This window comes from Streptomyces sp. NPDC052299, from assembly GCF_040679335.1.
Lineage (GTDB): Bacteria > Actinomycetota > Actinomycetes > Streptomycetales > Streptomycetaceae > Streptomyces.
On record NZ_JBFAUP010000005.1, the window covers coordinates 103,124 to 118,346 of the forward strand.

The following is a 15,223-nucleotide window of genomic DNA, read 5'->3' on the forward strand; positions in this document are numbered from 1 at the left end:
CGGTTCACCGCGCTCTTCTCTTTGAACTAGCTTTTGCCATAAGGAAGTTGAATAATGATCTCGCCATACGAGATGCCGGTTTCCGCAAGAAGAGACGGTTGGTAGTTTCACGCCATGGAAATAGTCATCGAGACAATCGATGAGATACCGGAACAACTGCACACTAATTCCTGGCAGTTCAACGCTCCGGCGCTCGCACCGAGCCGAATGGCCGCCGCCGCGGAGGATCCGCGCTGGCTCACCCGGTGGACGGTGGCCCGGTCCGGGGACCGCGTCCTCGGCATCCTGAACAGCCGGAGCCCCCGGGGCGAGCAGTTCCTCAACAGCGTCCTCGACCTGCGCGACCGTACCGACGTGCTCGGCGGCGCAGTACCGGACGACCCGCGGCGCTGGGCCTTCATCGGCAGCAGCGGCGAACTGGCCTCGGGAGCCCTGGTGGCGGCCTCCCTTCCGTCGGACGAGGCGGCCGAGGTGCGCACCGCCCTGGCCGCGGCGGCCTTCGCCCGCGCCGCCGAGGGCGGCACCTACCCGGCCGCCCTCTACGTACGCGACGGCGAGGTGGCCTCGTTCACCGCGGCCCTGGACGGCCGCGCGACCGTGCAACCCGTCGCCCAGGCCGCCGTGCTCCACCTCAACGGCGCCGATCTGGCGGAGCACATCGCCGCGTTGCCCGCCAAGGCACGCGCCAACTGCCGGCGCGACCTCCGCAGGTTCGAGGAGCTGGGCCACACCGCGGACTGCGTGCCGGCCGACGAGGTCATCGCCGAGGCCACCCCGCTGGTGTGTGCCATCAAGCGCAAGTACGGCGTGGTCGAACACCCCAAGCTGTGCGAGTTCCGGTTGCGGCAGTGGACCCGGACACTGGGCCCCGATTCATGCCGGGCGGCGGTCGTCCGCGACGCCGACGGCGTGCTGCTCGCCGCGTCGTTCTTCGCCCTCCACGGACCGCTCGTGGAAAGCTACGAGATCGGGCTCGTCGACGACTTGCCCGGACGCGAGTGGTACTACCTGCAGACCCTGATCCACGGCCCGGTCGCCTACGCGCTCCGGCAGGGCTGCCGCAGCGTCGACCTCGGCCTCGACTCCAGCGCCGTCAAGAAGTACCGGGGCGCGACCCTGGGCACGGCCTGGGCGATCAGCGCCGCCTGAGACCCCTCACCCCCCACCCACGACCCAGCGCGGACCGGCGCTGACGGAGACAGGACTGAGCACATGGAGATGCTGCGCCGCAAGGCCATGCTCGACGTCGCGGGGTTCCCGCCTTATCTGCTCTCCCGTGCCCTGAACATGTTCGGCGCCACGATGGCGCCCGTCGCACTGGCCTTCGCCGTGCTGCACACCAGCGACTCCGCGTCCTCCCTGGGTCTGGTACTCGCCGCCCAGACCGCGCCGCAGGTGATCCTCCTGCTGGTCGGCGGCGCGGCCGGTGACCGCACCTCGCGCAAGGCGCTCATGATCGCCACCAACCTGGTCATGGCGTGCACCCAGGCGTCCACGGCAGCCCTGCTGGTGACCGGACACGCCGATCTGTTCCTGCTGATCCCGCTGCAGGCCCTGTGGGGCACGGCCCGCGCCTTCTTCACCCCGGCCAACACGGGTGTCGTGCCCGACCTCGTGCCCGCGGACCGGATCCAGGACGCGACGGCCCTGGTCACCCTGAGCCGCAGTATCGCCTTCATCTGCGGCCCCGCCGTGGCCGGCGCCCTGATCGTGGTCTGGAACCCGGGCTACATCGTGCTCGGCGACGCCCTGTTCTTCGTCATCAGCGCGGCCCTCCTGACCCGCCTTCCGCTGAAGCGGTCGACCGCCCCGGCCAAGGAGAGCCTGCGCCAGGCCCTGGCCACGGGCTGGCGGGAGTTCACGGGCCGCAGCTGGGTCTGGTCGATGGTGAGCAGTTTCGGCTTCTACCAGGGAGTGGTCCGGCCCGCCATCTTCGTCGTGGGCCCGTTCCTCGCCGCCGGCAAGGAGGGGATGGGGGCGACGGCCTGGGGCCTGGTCATCGCCGCGCAGGGGGTGGGGGCCCTCCTGGGCAGCCTCGTCCTGTTCTGGTGGCGCCCGGCCAGGCCCCTCCTCGTCTCCAACCTCCTCGTCGGCCTGGACTCCCTCTTCCTGATCGGCCTCGCCCTCCCGCTCGGCTTCGAATCCGTCGCCGTCCTCGCCATGTTGGGCGCCGTGGGTGTGACCATGGGCGACGCGCTCTGGCTCAGCACCCTGCAGCGCGAGATCCCCACCGAGACCCTGTCCCGGGTCAGCTCCTACGAGTGGGTCGGCTCCCTCGCCCTCAACCCCCTGGGCATGGCGGCCACCGGTGTGCTGGTGACCGTCGTGGACCCCACGGCCATCCTGGTCTTCGCCGCCCTGTCCAACCTGGTGGTCCGCGGCCTGGTCACGCTCGCGCCCGGCGTACGCGGGATCGGCAACGGCACCCGCAAGGAGAAGCCCCAGGACGACACCGGATCAACCCAGCTCGCCGCGGTCGACTGACCCGGCCCTCCCCGGTCGTGGTGCGGGCCCCTGAAGCGAAGAAAAGGGCCTCCGACGCAGGTCGGAGGCCCTGTCCAAGGCAAAGCCGCAGGTGGCGGCAGACGAGTCGGGCTGTACGCCGGGTTCTGTCGCCCGGTCGCCTCGCGGCGGCCGGGGAGACGGCCATCCATCTAGGACCGGCATTGCTGCCGGCCTCGTGCGGTCTACCCGCGAACTCGGGCGGGCAGCCCTCGGACGTTCGCGCAGGGCCGTCTCGCGACGGCCCCTCTTGACCTTGCTCCGGGTGGGGTTTACCTAGCCGCCTGGGTCGCCCCAGGCGCTGGTGGTCTCTTACACCACCGTTTCACCCTTACCCGGGACCGAGGTCCCGGGCGGTCTGTTTTCTGTGGCACTGTCCCGCGGGTCACCCCGGGTGGCCGTTAGCCATCACCCTGCCCTGTGGAGCCCGGACGTTCCTCGGGAGGATCGAGATCCCCACGCGGCCGTCCGCCCGGCTCGTCTGCCGTGGGGCCCATGCTACCTGGCCGGGAAGGGGCTCAGAGGAAGTCCTCCGTCTTCAACTCCAGGCCGAAGGGCGACGGCAGGCTGATCGGTTTCCCGAAGGGCACGGTGCAGTGCTGGCGGTAGTCGTCGCCCTCCGGGACGCTGAACAGCGTCACCGAGGACTCCTCCCGGTCCACCAGCAGGTACAGCGGGATCGGACCCCTCGCGTAGCAGTGCCGCTTGGCCTCGCGGTCGGCGGCCGGCTTGGACGACGTGACCTCCACGACGAGCGCCACCCCCTCACATGGCATCCACGGGTCAGCGCCCCGGTAGAGCCGGAGTGCCGTCGGGGCGAACGTGCCATCGGGGATGGCGTGGTTCTTCGGACAGGCTCCGCCACTTCTCAGCTTCAGACCCTTGTTTCCGGAGAAGTCCATGTCGGTCGTCGCGTGCCTGACGACCTGCTTCAAGATCACACTGATGTAGTCCTCATGATCCCCGTCCGGCGGCGGTGTCACGACGATCTCCCCCTCGATCAGCTCCGCCCGGAAGCCCTCCGGCGTTTCCAGCGCCAGGAAGCCTTCAAGCAGGACGTCCGCCTGCGAGAGCGGTTCGTCCGGCATGGCAGACATGTCACGCCCCTTCCTCGGTCGCTCGCCAGAGTGGATCATCGCGGAACCAGCCGTCCGTGAAATGAGAGTCGTTCCCCCGATCGTGGCACAGGACGACGTCATGACGTCAAAGGCGGCTCGTCGCCAGCGCGGTGATGCCCGCCGTCCAGGCCGTGGCGACGGCCTCCTGGGTGGGGAAGCGGCCGTTCAGTTCCATCATGACCATGCCGTGGGCGAAGGCCCAGGCCGCACGGGCCAGGTGCTCGTCGGGGGCCAGGGCGCGGAAGAGGGGGGCGGCCGCGCGGGCCTCCAGACCCCGGGGGTGGGGGCGGGACGTGGTGAGGCGGTAGAGGTGGGGGTGGGCCAGGGCGTGGGCGCGGTAGGCCGTGGCCAGGGCCGGGAAGGAGCCCGGAGCGGCCGTCTCCGCCGCCTCCAGGGCCTCGGCGGTCTCCGTCAGCATCGCGTCGGCCAGCGCGTCCACCACCGACGACTTGTCCGGGAAGTGCTTGTAGAGGGACGGGGCCGTGATGCCGAGCAGGCCCGCGAGCCGCCGCATGGTCAGCGCCTCCGGGCCCTCCTGCTCCAGGAGCATGCGGGCGGCGGCCAGGATCTGGTGCTGGCGGGCGCGGTCGGTCACGCCGGTCCTTCCGTCGTACGGGCGCGGGGCGCGGGGGCCGAACTCGCGATCGTACGAGACGCCGTCAGGCCGGAACGAACAGGGCCTTCGCCGTGCCCGGAGCCGCCTGGGCGAGGCGGACCCGCAGGCGTTCGCCAAGAGGGAGGGGCGCGGTGCCCTCGACGCGGGCGACGACGGCGGGGGCGTCGACGTGGACGGTGCCGGTGGCCGGTTCGTTCTCCCTCACGTCCACCACGTAGCCGTCGAAGACCTCGCCCACCCGGTCCTTGAGCAGCGCCGCCTCGACCAGGTCCACGGACTCCCGCTCCACCGTGTTGGCGCGCCGGGTGCCCTCCGCCATCTCCTCGGGCAGCGCGGGCAGGGCGGCCAGGACCCATTCCGGCGGGTCCCGGTCCTCGCAGGCCGCGACGCACAACTCGGAGGCGTAACGGTCCACGAGGCGGCGCAGCGGCGCCGTGCAGTGCGTGTACAGGTCCGCGACCGCCGCGTGCACCGCGGGCACCGGCAGGTCGCCGCCGTCGAAGACGGAGTAGCCCGCGCCGCGCAGCAGCGTCGTGCACTCCTGGAGGAACGCCGCGTGGTCCGTGCGGCCCGGGTCGAGGGAGCGGACGAGCCGGGCGTACGGGACGTGGTGCGGCCAGTCGATGCGCAGGGCCTCGGCGCTGCGCCGCAGCCGGGCCACCGCGCCGTCGGGCGCGACCGGCAGGGTGCGCAGGATGCCGGTGCCGCTCTCCGCCATGAGGTGGGCCGCGGCCATGCCGGTGAGCAGGGAGATCTGGGCGTTCCAGCCGTCGGCGGGGAGCGGGGCGCGGTAGGCAAGGCCGTAGCGGCCGTCGTGCTCGGTGATCTCCTGCTCGGGCACGCCCAGCGAGATGCCGCCCCGGGCCACCTCCCGCTCCTCGCGGAGCGTGCCGATGTCCCGGAGCAGGGCGAGCGGTTCCTCGGCGGTGCCCGCGTCGATCTGCCGCTGCACGCCCGCGTAGTCCAGCTGGGCGCGGCTGCGGACGAGGGCCCTGCGGACCCGGGTCGCGACCGCCGTGCCCTCCAGGTCGATCTCCCACAGGACCGCGGGGCGGACCCGGCCGGGCAGCAGGCTGGCGGCGTCCTCGGACAGGACCTCCGGGTGGAGCGGCACCCGGCCGTCGGGGAAGTAGAGCGTCGTCACCCGGTGGTGCGCCTCGGCGTCGAGCGCCCCGCCGGGCCGGACGAAGGCGGCCACGTCCGCGATGGCGTAGTGCACGCGGTAGCCGTGGGCGCGGCGTTCCAGGTGCATCGCCTGGTCGAGGTCCGTGGACGTGGGCGGGTCGATGGTGAGGAAGGGGAGGTCCGTCGCGTCCGCGTGCCCGGCGAGCTCCGGGCTCCGCGCGGCGTCCGCCGCCTCGGCGAGCACGCCGGGCGGGAAGTCGTCGGGGAGCGACAGCTCGGTGCGCAGGCCGCGCAGGGCCGCCCGCAGCGGGGTCTCGGCTGCTCCGGTCATGTGCAGATGGCGGCGGGGCATGGTCCCGAGCGTAGGTCGGGGCGCGGAGCACGGCATTCCGAGCGGGGGTCCTTGTGCCCGTACGGACCGCCCGGCCGCCCCCGTACGCTGACCTGGGGCGTCCGTGCGGTCCGCACACCGCCGCGCCTCTTCCCCGTACGTACGAAGGAGAACCGCCGTGCTCGTGCTGTTGCCGCCCTCCGAAGGAAAGGCCGCCTCGGGGCGCGGGGCACCCCTGAAGCCCGAGTCCCTGTCGCTGCCCGGTCTGGCCGGGGCACGGGCCGAGGTGCTGGACGCGCTCGTGGAGCTGTGCGTGGCCGACGAGGAGAAGGCGCAGGAGGTGCTGGGGCTCAGCGAGGGGCTGCGGGGCGAGATCGCGAAGAACGCGGAGCTGCGGACGGCGGGAACGCGTCCGGCCGGGGAGCTGTACACGGGTGTCCTGTACGACGCGCTGGGCCTGGACTCGCTCGGCACGGCCGCCCGCCGCCTCGCCGGGAAGTCGCTGCTGGTGTTCTCCGGGCTGTGGGGCGCGGTGCGGGTGGGCGACCGGATTCCGCCGTACCGGTGCTCGATGGGCGTGAAGCTGCCCGGGCCCGGCGCCCTCGGGGCGTTCTGGCGTGCGCCGATGGCTGAGGTGATGCCGGAGGCGGCGGGCGACGGGCTCGTGCTGGACCTGCGCTCGTCCGCGTACGCGGCGGCGTGGAAGCCGAAGGGGGCGGTCGCGGAGCGCACGGCGAGCGTGCGGGTGCTGCACGCGCAGACCGTGGACGGGGTGGAGAAGCGGTCCGTGGTCAGCCACTTCAACAAGGCCACCAAGGGCCGCATGGTGCGCGACCTGCTGCTCGCGGGCGCCCGCCCGGCCGGTCCCGCCGAGCTGGTCACCGCGCTGCGGGACCTCGGATACACCGTCGAGGGCGAGGCACCCGCCCGGGCGGGGCGCCCGTGGCAGCTCGACGTGGTCGTGACCGAGATCCACTGACGCCCGTTGCATCCTGCGCAACGCTCGTTGCGTTCCGCGCCGCACACCGGGCAGGATGGGCGCATGACCTCCTCCTCCGTGCTGGACCTCGCCCCCGTCGTGCCCGTCGTCGTGCTGGAGGACGCGGGCGACGCGGTGCCGCTCGCCCGGGCCCTGGTCGCGGGCGGGCTGCCGGCGATCGAGGTGACGCTGCGCACCGCCGCCGCCCTGGACGCGATCCGGGCCGTCGCGGCGGAGGTCCCGGACGCGGTCGTCGGGGCGGGCACGGTGATCTCGGCGCGCAATGTCGCGGACACCGTGGCGGCGGGGGCCCGCTTCCTGGTCAGCCCGGGGTGGACGGACGCGCTGCTGGACGCGATGAAGGGGTCCGGGCTGCCGTTCCTGCCGGGCGTCTCGACCACCTCCGAGGTGGTCTCGCTGCTGGAGCGCGGAGTCTCCGAGATGAAGTTCTTCCCGGCCGAGGCGGCGGGCGGCACCGCCTATCTCAAGGCGCTCTCCGCCCCGCTCCCCCAGGCCCGGTTCTGCCCGACGGGCGGCATCTCGGCCGCCTCGGCGCCCTCGTACCTGGCACTGCCCAACGTCGGCTGCGTGGGCGGCAGCTGGATGGTTCCGGGGGACGCGGTCGCGGCCCGGGACTGGGCGCGCGTGGAGCGGCTGGCCGCCGAGGCGGCGGCGCTGCGGGGATGAGCGGGGCGGCGGGGAAACCCGTCGCGGATCGCCATGCATGCTCCCCGGTATTCGGGGCACGACCCTTGTAGGGGACGTAGCCCGCATGCCGGGTGACCCGGGTTCCGGCCGGTAATCCCCCGACCCGCCGGAACCGCCTCGGCCCCACCGGCCTTCCCCCCGCCGGTGGGGCCGAGCGCTGTCCGGGTCAGCGCAGGTGGGACGTGTCGTTCAGCAGGCGTACGGAGGCGTTGCCGTCGGCGTAGTACGCGACGGCCGAGACCGATGCCGCCGACAGCTCCATCCGGAACAGCGCCTCCGGGGGCGCTCCCAGGGCGAGCCGCACCAGCGTCTTGATCGGGGTCACGTGCGTGACGACGAGGACCGTGCGGCCCGCGCAACGCGCGACGAGGCCGTCCCGGGCCACCGCCACGCGGCGGGCGACCTCCGCGAAGCTCTCGCCGCCGCCGGTGGGGGCCGCGTCCGGGGAGGCGAGCCAGGCGTCCAGGTCGTCCCCGTACCGCTCCCTGACCTCGCCGAACGTGAGCCCTTCCCAGGCCCCGAAGTCCGTCTCGCGCAGCCCGTCCTCGACGCGGACCTCCAGGCCGAGCCGGGCCGCGACCACCCCGGCCGTCTCGCGGCAGCGGCGCAGCGGTGAGCTGACGATCTCCTGCACGGTGCCGCGCGCCGCGAACGCCGTGGCCGCGCGCTCGGCCTGCTCCAGGCCCGCCGGGGAGAGCGCGGGGTCGGTGCCGCCGCTTCCGGAGAACCTCTTCTGCGGGGTGAGGGCCGTCTCGCCGTGCCGTAGCAGGACGAGGGTGGCGGGCGCGCCCAGGTCGGGCGCCGGGCCCCAGCCCACCTGGGGGGTGGCGGTGTCGGAGGCCACCGGGGGGCGGGGGGTGTCCAGGGCAGCCGTGGACGCCGAGGGTTCCCACCGGTCGCCGCGCCGGCCCGCGTCCATCGCCTCGTTGGCCAGCCGGTCGGCGTGCTTGTTCCGCTCGCGCGGAATCCACTCGTACGTGACGTCCGCGCCGGGCAGGACCGCCGCCGCCTCCGCCGCGAGCGGCTTCATGTCCGGGTGCTTGACCTTCCAGCGGCCGGACATCTGCTCCACGACGAGCTTGGAGTCCATCCGGACGCGCACCTGGGCCCCGGTGCCCACCGGGCCGTCCGCGAGCAGGGCGCCCACCGCGCGGAGGCCGGCGACGAGGCCCTTGTACTCGGCGACGTTGTTGGTCGCGACGCCGATGTACTCGGCGGTCTCGGCCAGCGTCTCGCCGGTGTCCGGGTCGATGACGACCGCGCCGTAGCCGGCGGGGCCCGGGTTGCCCCGGGAACCGCCGTCGGCCTCGATCACGAACCGGCGCGGCAGGCTCACTACAGGCCCGAGTCGGCGGTGCGGACCAGGATGCGGCGGCAGTTCTCGCAGCGCAGCACCGTGTCGGGGGACGCGGCCTTCACGTCGTTGATCTCGGTGATGTTGAGCTCCAGGCGGCAGCCCTCGCAGCGGCGCTGGTAGAGGCGGGCGGCGCCCACCCCGCCCTGCTGGGCGCGGAGCTTGTCGTACAGCTTCAGCAGGTCGGCGGGGACCGAGCCGGCGACGACCTCGCGCTCCTTGGTGACCGAGGCGGCCTCCGTGTCGAGCTCCTGGGTCGCGGCGTCGCGGCGGGCGGTGGCGTCGTCCACCTTGGCCTGCACGGCGGCGACCCGGTCGGTCAGCTCGGCGACGCGCTCCTGCGCGGACTCGCGGCGCTCCATGACCTCCAGGACGACGTCCTCCAGGTCGCCCTGGCGCTTGGCGAGCGAGGTGATCTCGCGCTGGAGGCTCTCCAGGTCCTTCGGCGAGGTGACCGCGCCGGAGTCCAGGCGCTGCTGGTCGCGGGCGGCGCGCTGGCGGACCTGGTCGACGTCCTGCTCGGCCTTGGTCTGCTCGCGGGCGGTGTCGCTCTCCTCGGTGGTGGAGGCGACGAGCAGGTCGCGGAGCTGGGCGAGGTCGGCCGTCAGCGACTCGATCTCGGCGTGCTCGGGCAGGGACTTGCGGCGGTGCGCGAGCTGGGAGAGGCGCTGGTCGAGCGCCTGGACGTCGAGAAGTCGGATCTGGTCGGCGGGCGCGGCGTTCAGTTGGGGGCTCCAGAAGAGTGGTGGGCGGTCCAGGGGTCGGTGACCTGCTTCGAGACGTGGACCCTCAGGTCCCATCCGAGGCGGTCGGAAATCGCTTCGAGCTGTGCCGCGGCCTGCTCGCACCACGGCCACTCGGTGGCCCAGTGCGCGGCGTCGACCAGGCCGAGCGGCGAGTGCTGGGTGGCCTCGGAGGCCGGGTGGTGGCGCAGGTCCGCGGTGAGGAAGGCGTCCGCACCGGCGGCGCGCACCGCGTCGAAGAGGCTGTCGCCGGAGCCGCCGCTCACGGCGACGGTGCGCACGAGCGCGTCCGGGTCCCCGGCGAGACGGATGCCCTGCGCGGTGGCGGGCAGCCGGGCGGCGGCGCGGGCGGCGAACGCGCCCAGGGTCTCGGGGTGGTCGAGCACGCAGATCCGGCCGAGCCCCCGGCGGCCCGCCGGGTCCGTCGGGTCCGGGACGAGGGGGCGCTCGACGCGCAGGTCGAGGGCGGCGGCCAGGGCGTCGGAGACGCCGGGGTCGGCGGTGTCCGCGTTGGTGTGCGCCACGTGCAGCGCGATGCCCTCGCGGATCAGCGTGTGCACGACGCGACCCTTGAAGGTGTCCGCCGCGACCGTCGTCGTACCGCGCAGGTAGAGCGGGTGGTGGGTCACGATCAGATGCGCGCCCAGCTCCTTCGCCTCGTCGGCGATCTCCTGGACGGGGTCCACGGCGAAGAGCACCCGGTGGACCTCGGCGTCCGGATCGCCGCAGACGGTGCCGACCGCGTCCCATCCTTCGGCCCGCTCGGGCGGCCAGAGGGCGTCGAGCTCGGAGATGACTTCAGACAGACGGGGCACGGAGGAAAGGCTACCTGGCCGCCGCGCCCCGGGAAGCCCCGGGAACGGGCCGTCCGCGGCTCGGCCCCGTACAGCACACACGCTCTCCGTCGTACAGCGAAATCCGACCATCACCACCCTTATGTGTGAAGTGAGGGAGGTCGTGTTGTTCGGCTGGAAGTGCGAAAACTAGCTTCGGTTGCCGGAGGTGATGAGTCGATGACTGCCTGTGCCATCGAGGAGGGGGCCACGACGGATGACGGCGGTCCGGCGGAGCCGGAGCCGGACCCCGGTCCCGACGGGCCCGCGGCGGCCGTCGCGGAGGCCGCCCCGGCGGAGGCCGCCCCGGCGCCCGGGGCCCCCGCAGCGGCCGCCGCGCTCGAGGCGGACACCCCGGACGCCCCCGCCGAAACGGTTCTGCCCGCCTTCATGCTCACCGCCGACGGCGCGTACGGCGCGCGGCTCACCGCCGCCCCGGTGCCCGGCGCCGACACCGCCTGGTACGCCGAGCGCTGGACCCTCGACGGGCCCGAACCGTACGCCGTGCCGCTGCCGACCGACCAGCCGGAGGAGGCCGAGGCGCAGGTGGTGCCGCTCGCCGACGGCCGGGTGCTGATCCGGCGCCGGGTCGCCGAGCGGCACACCTTCTCCCTGCTCTACCCGACCGGCCCGGGCACCGGCGAACTGCTGCTCGGGGCCGTCGAGCGGGACGCGCTCGTCCTGCTGCCGCCGTCGCCGGACGGGGTGAGCGCCTACGCCCTGGCGGTCGGCGCCTACTCCACGGAGCTGTGGCGGGTGGCGGGCGGGACGGCCGGGCCCGAGCACCTCGCGGACCTGCCGGGGCGCTGCTCCGGCGGCGTCTGGCTGGACCGGGCGGGCCGGATGCTGGCCCTGGACCGGGAACCGGCGGGCGGCGGGCCGGTGAAGACGGTCGCGGTGGACCTGGGGCGGGGCGCCGAGATGACACCGCTGCTCCAGATCGCGCCGGACAGCGACGACCGGCTGCTGCTCGCGGACCCGGACAGCGGGCTGCTGCTGATCCGCTCGGACGCGCCCGGCGACGACCGGCTCGGCTGGGGCGTGCTCGGCAGCTGCCTGCCCGTGCGGTTCCCGGAGTGCCTGCGGCTGCCGGACCGCTCGGTGGTGCCGTTCGCCGTGCAGCCGGGGCAGATGCTGATGCCGGAGAGCTGCGCGGTGGCCCTCAGGATCGACGGGGCGGCGGGCAGCTGGATCGGCCTGTGGCGCCCGTCGGGCCGCCGACTGCACCAGCTCGCGGCGCCCGGGGGCTGGCTGGCGGGCAGCGGGGTCTGGTCGCGCGACGGGGTGCTCAAACTCCCCTACGCGGACGGGGACACGGCGTGCGCGGTGGCCCTGCTGGAGATGCCGGAGGAGGCGGAGTGCGCGGGCGACGTAAGTGGTAAGCAACCTTCCGCGCCAGCGGTGAATCCTCCAGTGTGTACACCGGTTCCTCTGGGGCAGGCGCCTCTCGTGGGGCGTACGGTCCCTGACTAAGCTGGAGCCGGTCTCACGCACCGTGCGTCTCGGTCACCGACCGTGGCCCTTCCCGGACGGGCGGCGGCGTGACGTTCCGGTTGGCACACACGCAAGCGACCACAACGGGGTGACTTCCCACATGTCTGAAGCCCGCACCGACACGACCCAGACGTTCCCGCCGTCGGCGGACGCGCAGCGGGGCGACGCCGGCGGCTCCGGAAAGCACCGAGGGGGTGTGGCGACGGACGACACGGCGGCAACGCCGGCCGGCCGTCATCGCCGCCCCGCCGAGGAGAGCGGCGCGGCGGCGGCCTGACCGCCGCATCGAGGAGGGGAAAGCGGTGCCCCGCCGCCCGGGACGGTCTCCCGGGCGGCGGGGCACCGCTCTGTCCGCCCAGGAAGCGACCCTTCGCGGAGGCGGACCCTCCGCGTCCGCGATGACAAATGTCATGGCGGACCGAGTACATACACATCTGCCGCCGCACGCTCACGCTGCGTAACGTCGTAGGCATGACGCAGACAAGGGACGACGAGGCCGCGGTGGTCTTCACCGGGGCGGTGAAGACGTTCGGACGGGCCGGACGGAGCGTGCGGGCCGTCGACGGGGTGGACGTGCGGATCGGGCGCGGCGAGACCGTGGCCCTGCTGGGACGCAACGGGGCGGGGAAGTCCACCGCGATCTCGCTGCTGCTCGGGCTGAACGAGCCGGACGAGGGGTCCGTGCGGGTCCTGGGCCGCTCCCCCGGGCAGGCGGTGCGGGCGGGTCTGGTCGGCGCCATGCTCCAGGAGGGGCGGCCGATCCCCCGGGTGACCGTGCGTGAGCTGGTCGCCTTCGTCGCCTCGACCTACCCGCGCCCGTTGCCGGCCGCCGAGGCACTGGCCCTGGCGGGCGTCACGGAGTACGCGGACCGGCGCATCGACAAGCTCTCGGGCGGCCAGACCCAGCGGGTGCGGTTCGCCGTGGCGCTGGCGGGCAATCCCGAGCTGATCGTGCTGGACGAGCCGACCGCGGCGCTGGACGTGGAGGGGCGGCGCGCGTTCTGGGAGTCCATGCGGGCCTACGCCCGGCGCGGGAACACCGTGCTCTTCTCCACGCACTATCTGGAGGAGGCCGACGGGAACGCGGACCGGATCGTCGTCATCGACCGGGGCCGGATCGTCGCGGACGGCAGCGGTGAGGCGATCAAGGAAGCGGCCGGGCACAGCCAGGTCTCCTTCGACCTCGCGGGCCGCTCCACCGAGGGCCTGGACCGGCTGCCCGGTGTCGTCGGCGTCGAGGTGACCGGCGACCGAGCCCTGCTGCGCACCGACGACTCGGACGCGACGGTCGTGGAGCTGGCCCGGCTCGGCATGGTCCGCGGCCTCCAGGTCTCCCGGGCCACGCTGGAGACCGCCTTCCTGGCGCTCACCGCGCCCGGCGAGACCGCCCCGCCCGGGGACACCATCCGCACGAGGACCGCGCCCAGGACCGAGAAGGAGGCCGTCTGATGTTCCGTTACGCCCTGCTCGAAATGCGCCGGACCCTGCGCGACGCCGGATTCCTGATCTTCGGCACGGGCATGCCGGTGATGATGTATCTGATCTTCACCAACATCGGTGACGACAGCGCCGACGGCTGGAAGACCGCCTCCATGGTCGGCATGGCCGCGTACGGCGCGCTCGGCTCCGCGATGTCGATCGGTACGGGCGTCGCCTCCGACAAGTCCCTCGGCTGGCTCCAGCAGTTGAGGGTCACCCCGCTCTCCCCGTCGCACGCGGTGGTGGGCCGGGCGGTCAGCGGATCGGTGACCGTGCTGCCGGTGATCCTCACCGTGCTGCTGGCGGGCGGTCTGCTCAACGGGGTGCGGATGGCGGCCTGGCAGTGGGCGGTGCTGGTGGTGCTGCTGTGGATCGGCGCGCTGCCCTTCACCCTGCTCGGCCTGGGCAACGGCTACCGGCTGACCCCGCAGGGCACCGGCGTCGTCAACGTCGCCTGCCTGATGGGCTTCGGTGTCGTCGGGGGGCTGTGGTTCCCGCTGGACCTGCTGCCCGGGTGGCTGCGCTCGGTCGGCCGGTTCACCCCGGCGAACCGGTTCGCGGACCTGGGCTGGGCGACGACCGACGGGCATGCGCCGGGCGCCATGACCGTGGGCGTGCTCGCCGCGTGGCTGCTGCTGTTCGGCGCGTACGCGGTGATCTCGTACCGTCGGTCCGCCAGGACCGTGTGACGGGAGCGAACATGCCGGGGACCGGACGACCATCGTTCAGGGAGCGCCGCCGGATGCGGAAGGAGGGCCGCAGGCCGGGACCGCCCTCGCCGTACGCCCTGCTGCCGTGGCTGCTGATGGGGCTGGGCGCCTTCTCCAACCTCTTCCAGGGCGAGACCCCCACCCCGTGGATCGCCGGCGCCGGCCTGCTGGCCTTCAACTCGCTCTACGTCTCCGTGGTGTTCCGGGGCTTCAGCAAGGAGAAGCGCGAGAGCCCGGTGACGTACGTCCTGCTGGGCGCGCTGGCCGCGGTCACCTTCGCCCTGGCCATCGGTTACGGGGGCAGCTGGCTGCTGTTCTTCCCGCTGCTCTCGCTGGCCGCCGGCACGGTCCTGCGCCACCGGCTGCTGGCGGTCGGGCTGCTCGGGCTCGCGGTCGCGGCGTGCGCGGTCGCGGTGTGGCGCGACGACAGCGCCTCGCCGCCGTGGACGCTGGGGTACGGCACGTTCATCTCCGGGGCCGTGACGTCGGCGATCCTGCGGCTGGCGGAGACCGTGACGGAGCTGCGCGCCACCCGGCAGGAGCTGGCCCGGGCCGCCGTCGAGCGGGAGCGGCTGCGCTTCTCGCGCGACCTGCACGACCTGCTGGGCCACACGCTCTCGGTCATCGTGGTGAAGTCGGAGGCCGCGCGCCGGCTCGCCCCGCGCGACATGGACGCGGCGCTGTCCCAGGTCGCCGACATCGAGTCCGTCGGGCGCCAGGCGCTCACCGAGATCCGCGAGGCCGTCACCGGTTACCGCGAGGGCAGCCTCGCGACCGAGCTGGACCGGGCCAGGTCCGCGCTGACCGCCGCCGCGATCGAACCGGTCGTCCGGCGCTCCGGGCCGCCGCTCGCCCCGCAGACCGAGGCGCTGCTGGGCTGGGTGGTGCGGGAGGCCGTCACCAACGTGGTGCGGCACTCGACGGCGACGCGCTGCGTGTTCGAGGTCGGCGGGACCGGCGAGAAGGTCCGGCTCACGGTGACCGACGACGGCCGGGGCAGGCCGGAGGGCCCCGCGCCCGCCCCGGGCATCGGCGGCACCGGTCTGAAGGGGCTCACCGAACGGCTCGCGGCGGCGGGCGGCTCGCTGGTGGCGGGCCCCGGCCCGGACGGCGGCTTCGTGGTGACCGCCGAGCTTCCGGTGGAGGCGGGCGGCGCGGAGGACGGCGGCGCCGACGCGACGCCCGGAGCCGGGGACGATCCGGCCTGCTCGCCTACCCTGGGCCGGTGAAC

15 protein-coding genes and 1 other RNA gene are annotated in these 15,223 nt (G+C 73.7%); 9 read left to right on the forward strand and 7 right to left on the reverse strand.

Annotated elements, in window-relative coordinates; all coding sequences use genetic code 11:
• Nucleotides 1–114 precede the first annotated feature (114 nt).
• Both AB0L33_RS10295 and AB0L33_RS10300 read left to right on the forward strand, forming a co-directional pair.
• Nucleotides 115–1,149 carry a GNAT family N-acetyltransferase gene (locus AB0L33_RS10295; RefSeq protein ID WP_365679625.1) on the forward strand — a complete coding sequence of 345 codons (1,035 nt, stop codon included), beginning with the start codon at nucleotides 115–117 and terminating at the stop codon, nucleotides 1,147–1,149.
• 63 nt (nucleotides 1,150–1,212) lie between these two features.
• Nucleotides 1,213–2,484 (forward strand): MFS transporter, encoded by a 1,272-nt coding sequence (locus AB0L33_RS10300; RefSeq protein ID WP_365679627.1) that lies wholly within the window; start codon nucleotides 1,213–1,215, stop codon nucleotides 2,482–2,484.
• A 98-nt stretch (nucleotides 2,485–2,582) separates the two neighbouring features.
• On the opposite strand, the gene rnpB is transcribed toward AB0L33_RS10300, so the two are convergent.
• The 4 genes from rnpB to AB0L33_RS10320 form a co-directional block, all read right to left on the reverse strand.
• Nucleotides 2,583–2,982: RNase P RNA component class A (gene rnpB / locus AB0L33_RS10305), an RNA gene on the reverse strand.
• Between the two features lie 38 nt (nucleotides 2,983–3,020).
• Nucleotides 3,021–3,590 carry a Uma2 family endonuclease gene (locus AB0L33_RS10310; protein ID WP_365679629.1) on the reverse strand — a complete coding sequence of 190 codons (570 nt, stop codon included), beginning with the start codon at nucleotides 3,588–3,590 and terminating at the stop codon, nucleotides 3,021–3,023.
• Nucleotides 3,591–3,705: 115 nt separating this feature from the next.
• A complete protein-coding gene (locus AB0L33_RS10315) occupies nucleotides 3,706–4,215 on the reverse strand; it encodes a TetR/AcrR family transcriptional regulator (RefSeq protein ID WP_365679631.1) in 510 nt (169 codons plus the stop codon).
• 64 nt (nucleotides 4,216–4,279) lie between these two features.
• Entirely contained in the window at nucleotides 4,280–5,692 is a 1,413-nt protein-coding gene (locus AB0L33_RS10320) for an RNB domain-containing ribonuclease (RefSeq protein WP_365680114.1), read from the reverse strand.
• 178 nt (nucleotides 5,693–5,870) lie between these two features.
• On the opposite strand from AB0L33_RS10320, the gene yaaA reads away from it, so the two are divergent.
• Entirely contained in the window at nucleotides 5,871–6,671 is an 801-nt protein-coding gene (yaaA, locus tag AB0L33_RS10325; RefSeq protein ID WP_365679633.1) for a peroxide stress protein YaaA, read from the forward strand.
• A 63-nt stretch (nucleotides 6,672–6,734) separates the two neighbouring features.
• The gene (eda, locus tag AB0L33_RS10330) at nucleotides 6,735–7,358 is read left to right on the forward strand and encodes a bifunctional 4-hydroxy-2-oxoglutarate aldolase/2-dehydro-3-deoxy-phosphogluconate aldolase (protein ID WP_365679635.1); all 624 of its coding nucleotides are present in this window, start codon (nucleotides 6,735–6,737) and stop codon (nucleotides 7,356–7,358) included.
• 187 nt (nucleotides 7,359–7,545) lie between these two features.
• On the opposite strand, the gene AB0L33_RS10335 is transcribed toward eda, so the two are convergent.
• Genes AB0L33_RS10335 through AB0L33_RS10345 form a run of 3 tightly spaced genes read right to left on the reverse strand, consistent with a single transcriptional unit; the run spans nucleotide 7,546 to nucleotide 10,291 of the window.
• Nucleotides 7,546–8,715, reverse strand: a complete 1,170-nt coding sequence (locus tag AB0L33_RS10335) for a bifunctional RNase H/acid phosphatase (protein WP_365679638.1) — start codon at nucleotides 8,713–8,715, stop codon at nucleotides 7,546–7,548.
• The gene (locus AB0L33_RS10340) at nucleotides 8,715–9,458 is read right to left on the reverse strand and encodes a C4-type zinc ribbon domain-containing protein (protein WP_365680117.1); all 744 of its coding nucleotides are present in this window, start codon (nucleotides 9,456–9,458) and stop codon (nucleotides 8,715–8,717) included. Before AB0L33_RS10340 ends, AB0L33_RS10335 begins: the two co-directional genes overlap by 1 nt.
• Nucleotides 9,455–10,291 carry a Nif3-like dinuclear metal center hexameric protein gene (locus AB0L33_RS10345; protein ID WP_365679640.1) on the reverse strand — a complete coding sequence of 279 codons (837 nt, stop codon included), beginning with the start codon at nucleotides 10,289–10,291 and terminating at the stop codon, nucleotides 9,455–9,457. Before AB0L33_RS10345 ends, AB0L33_RS10340 begins: the two co-directional genes overlap by 4 nt.
• 198 nt (nucleotides 10,292–10,489) lie before the next feature.
• Between AB0L33_RS10345 and AB0L33_RS10350 the strand changes: the two genes are divergently transcribed.
• From AB0L33_RS10350 to AB0L33_RS10370, 5 genes are all read left to right on the forward strand, one after another.
• The gene (locus AB0L33_RS10350) at nucleotides 10,490–11,782 is read left to right on the forward strand and encodes a hypothetical protein (protein WP_365679642.1); all 1,293 of its coding nucleotides are present in this window, start codon (nucleotides 10,490–10,492) and stop codon (nucleotides 11,780–11,782) included.
• Between the two features lie 121 nt (nucleotides 11,783–11,903).
• A complete protein-coding gene (locus tag AB0L33_RS10355; RefSeq protein ID WP_365679643.1) occupies nucleotides 11,904–12,080 on the forward strand; it encodes a hypothetical protein in 177 nt (58 codons plus the stop codon).
• Between the two features lie 194 nt (nucleotides 12,081–12,274).
• Nucleotides 12,275–13,252 (forward strand): ABC transporter ATP-binding protein, encoded by a 978-nt coding sequence (locus AB0L33_RS10360; RefSeq protein ID WP_365679645.1) that lies wholly within the window; start codon nucleotides 12,275–12,277, stop codon nucleotides 13,250–13,252.
• Entirely contained in the window at nucleotides 13,252–13,971 is a 720-nt protein-coding gene (locus AB0L33_RS10365) for an ABC transporter permease (RefSeq protein ID WP_365679647.1), read from the forward strand. The genes AB0L33_RS10360 and AB0L33_RS10365 overlap by 1 nt, the downstream gene beginning before the upstream one ends.
• Before the next feature lie 53 nt (nucleotides 13,972–14,024).
• On the forward strand, nucleotides 14,025–15,221 hold the full coding sequence (locus AB0L33_RS10370; RefSeq protein WP_365679649.1) for a sensor histidine kinase: 1,197 nt from the start codon (nucleotides 14,025–14,027) through the stop codon (nucleotides 15,219–15,221).
• Nucleotides 15,222–15,223 lie beyond the last annotated feature (2 nt).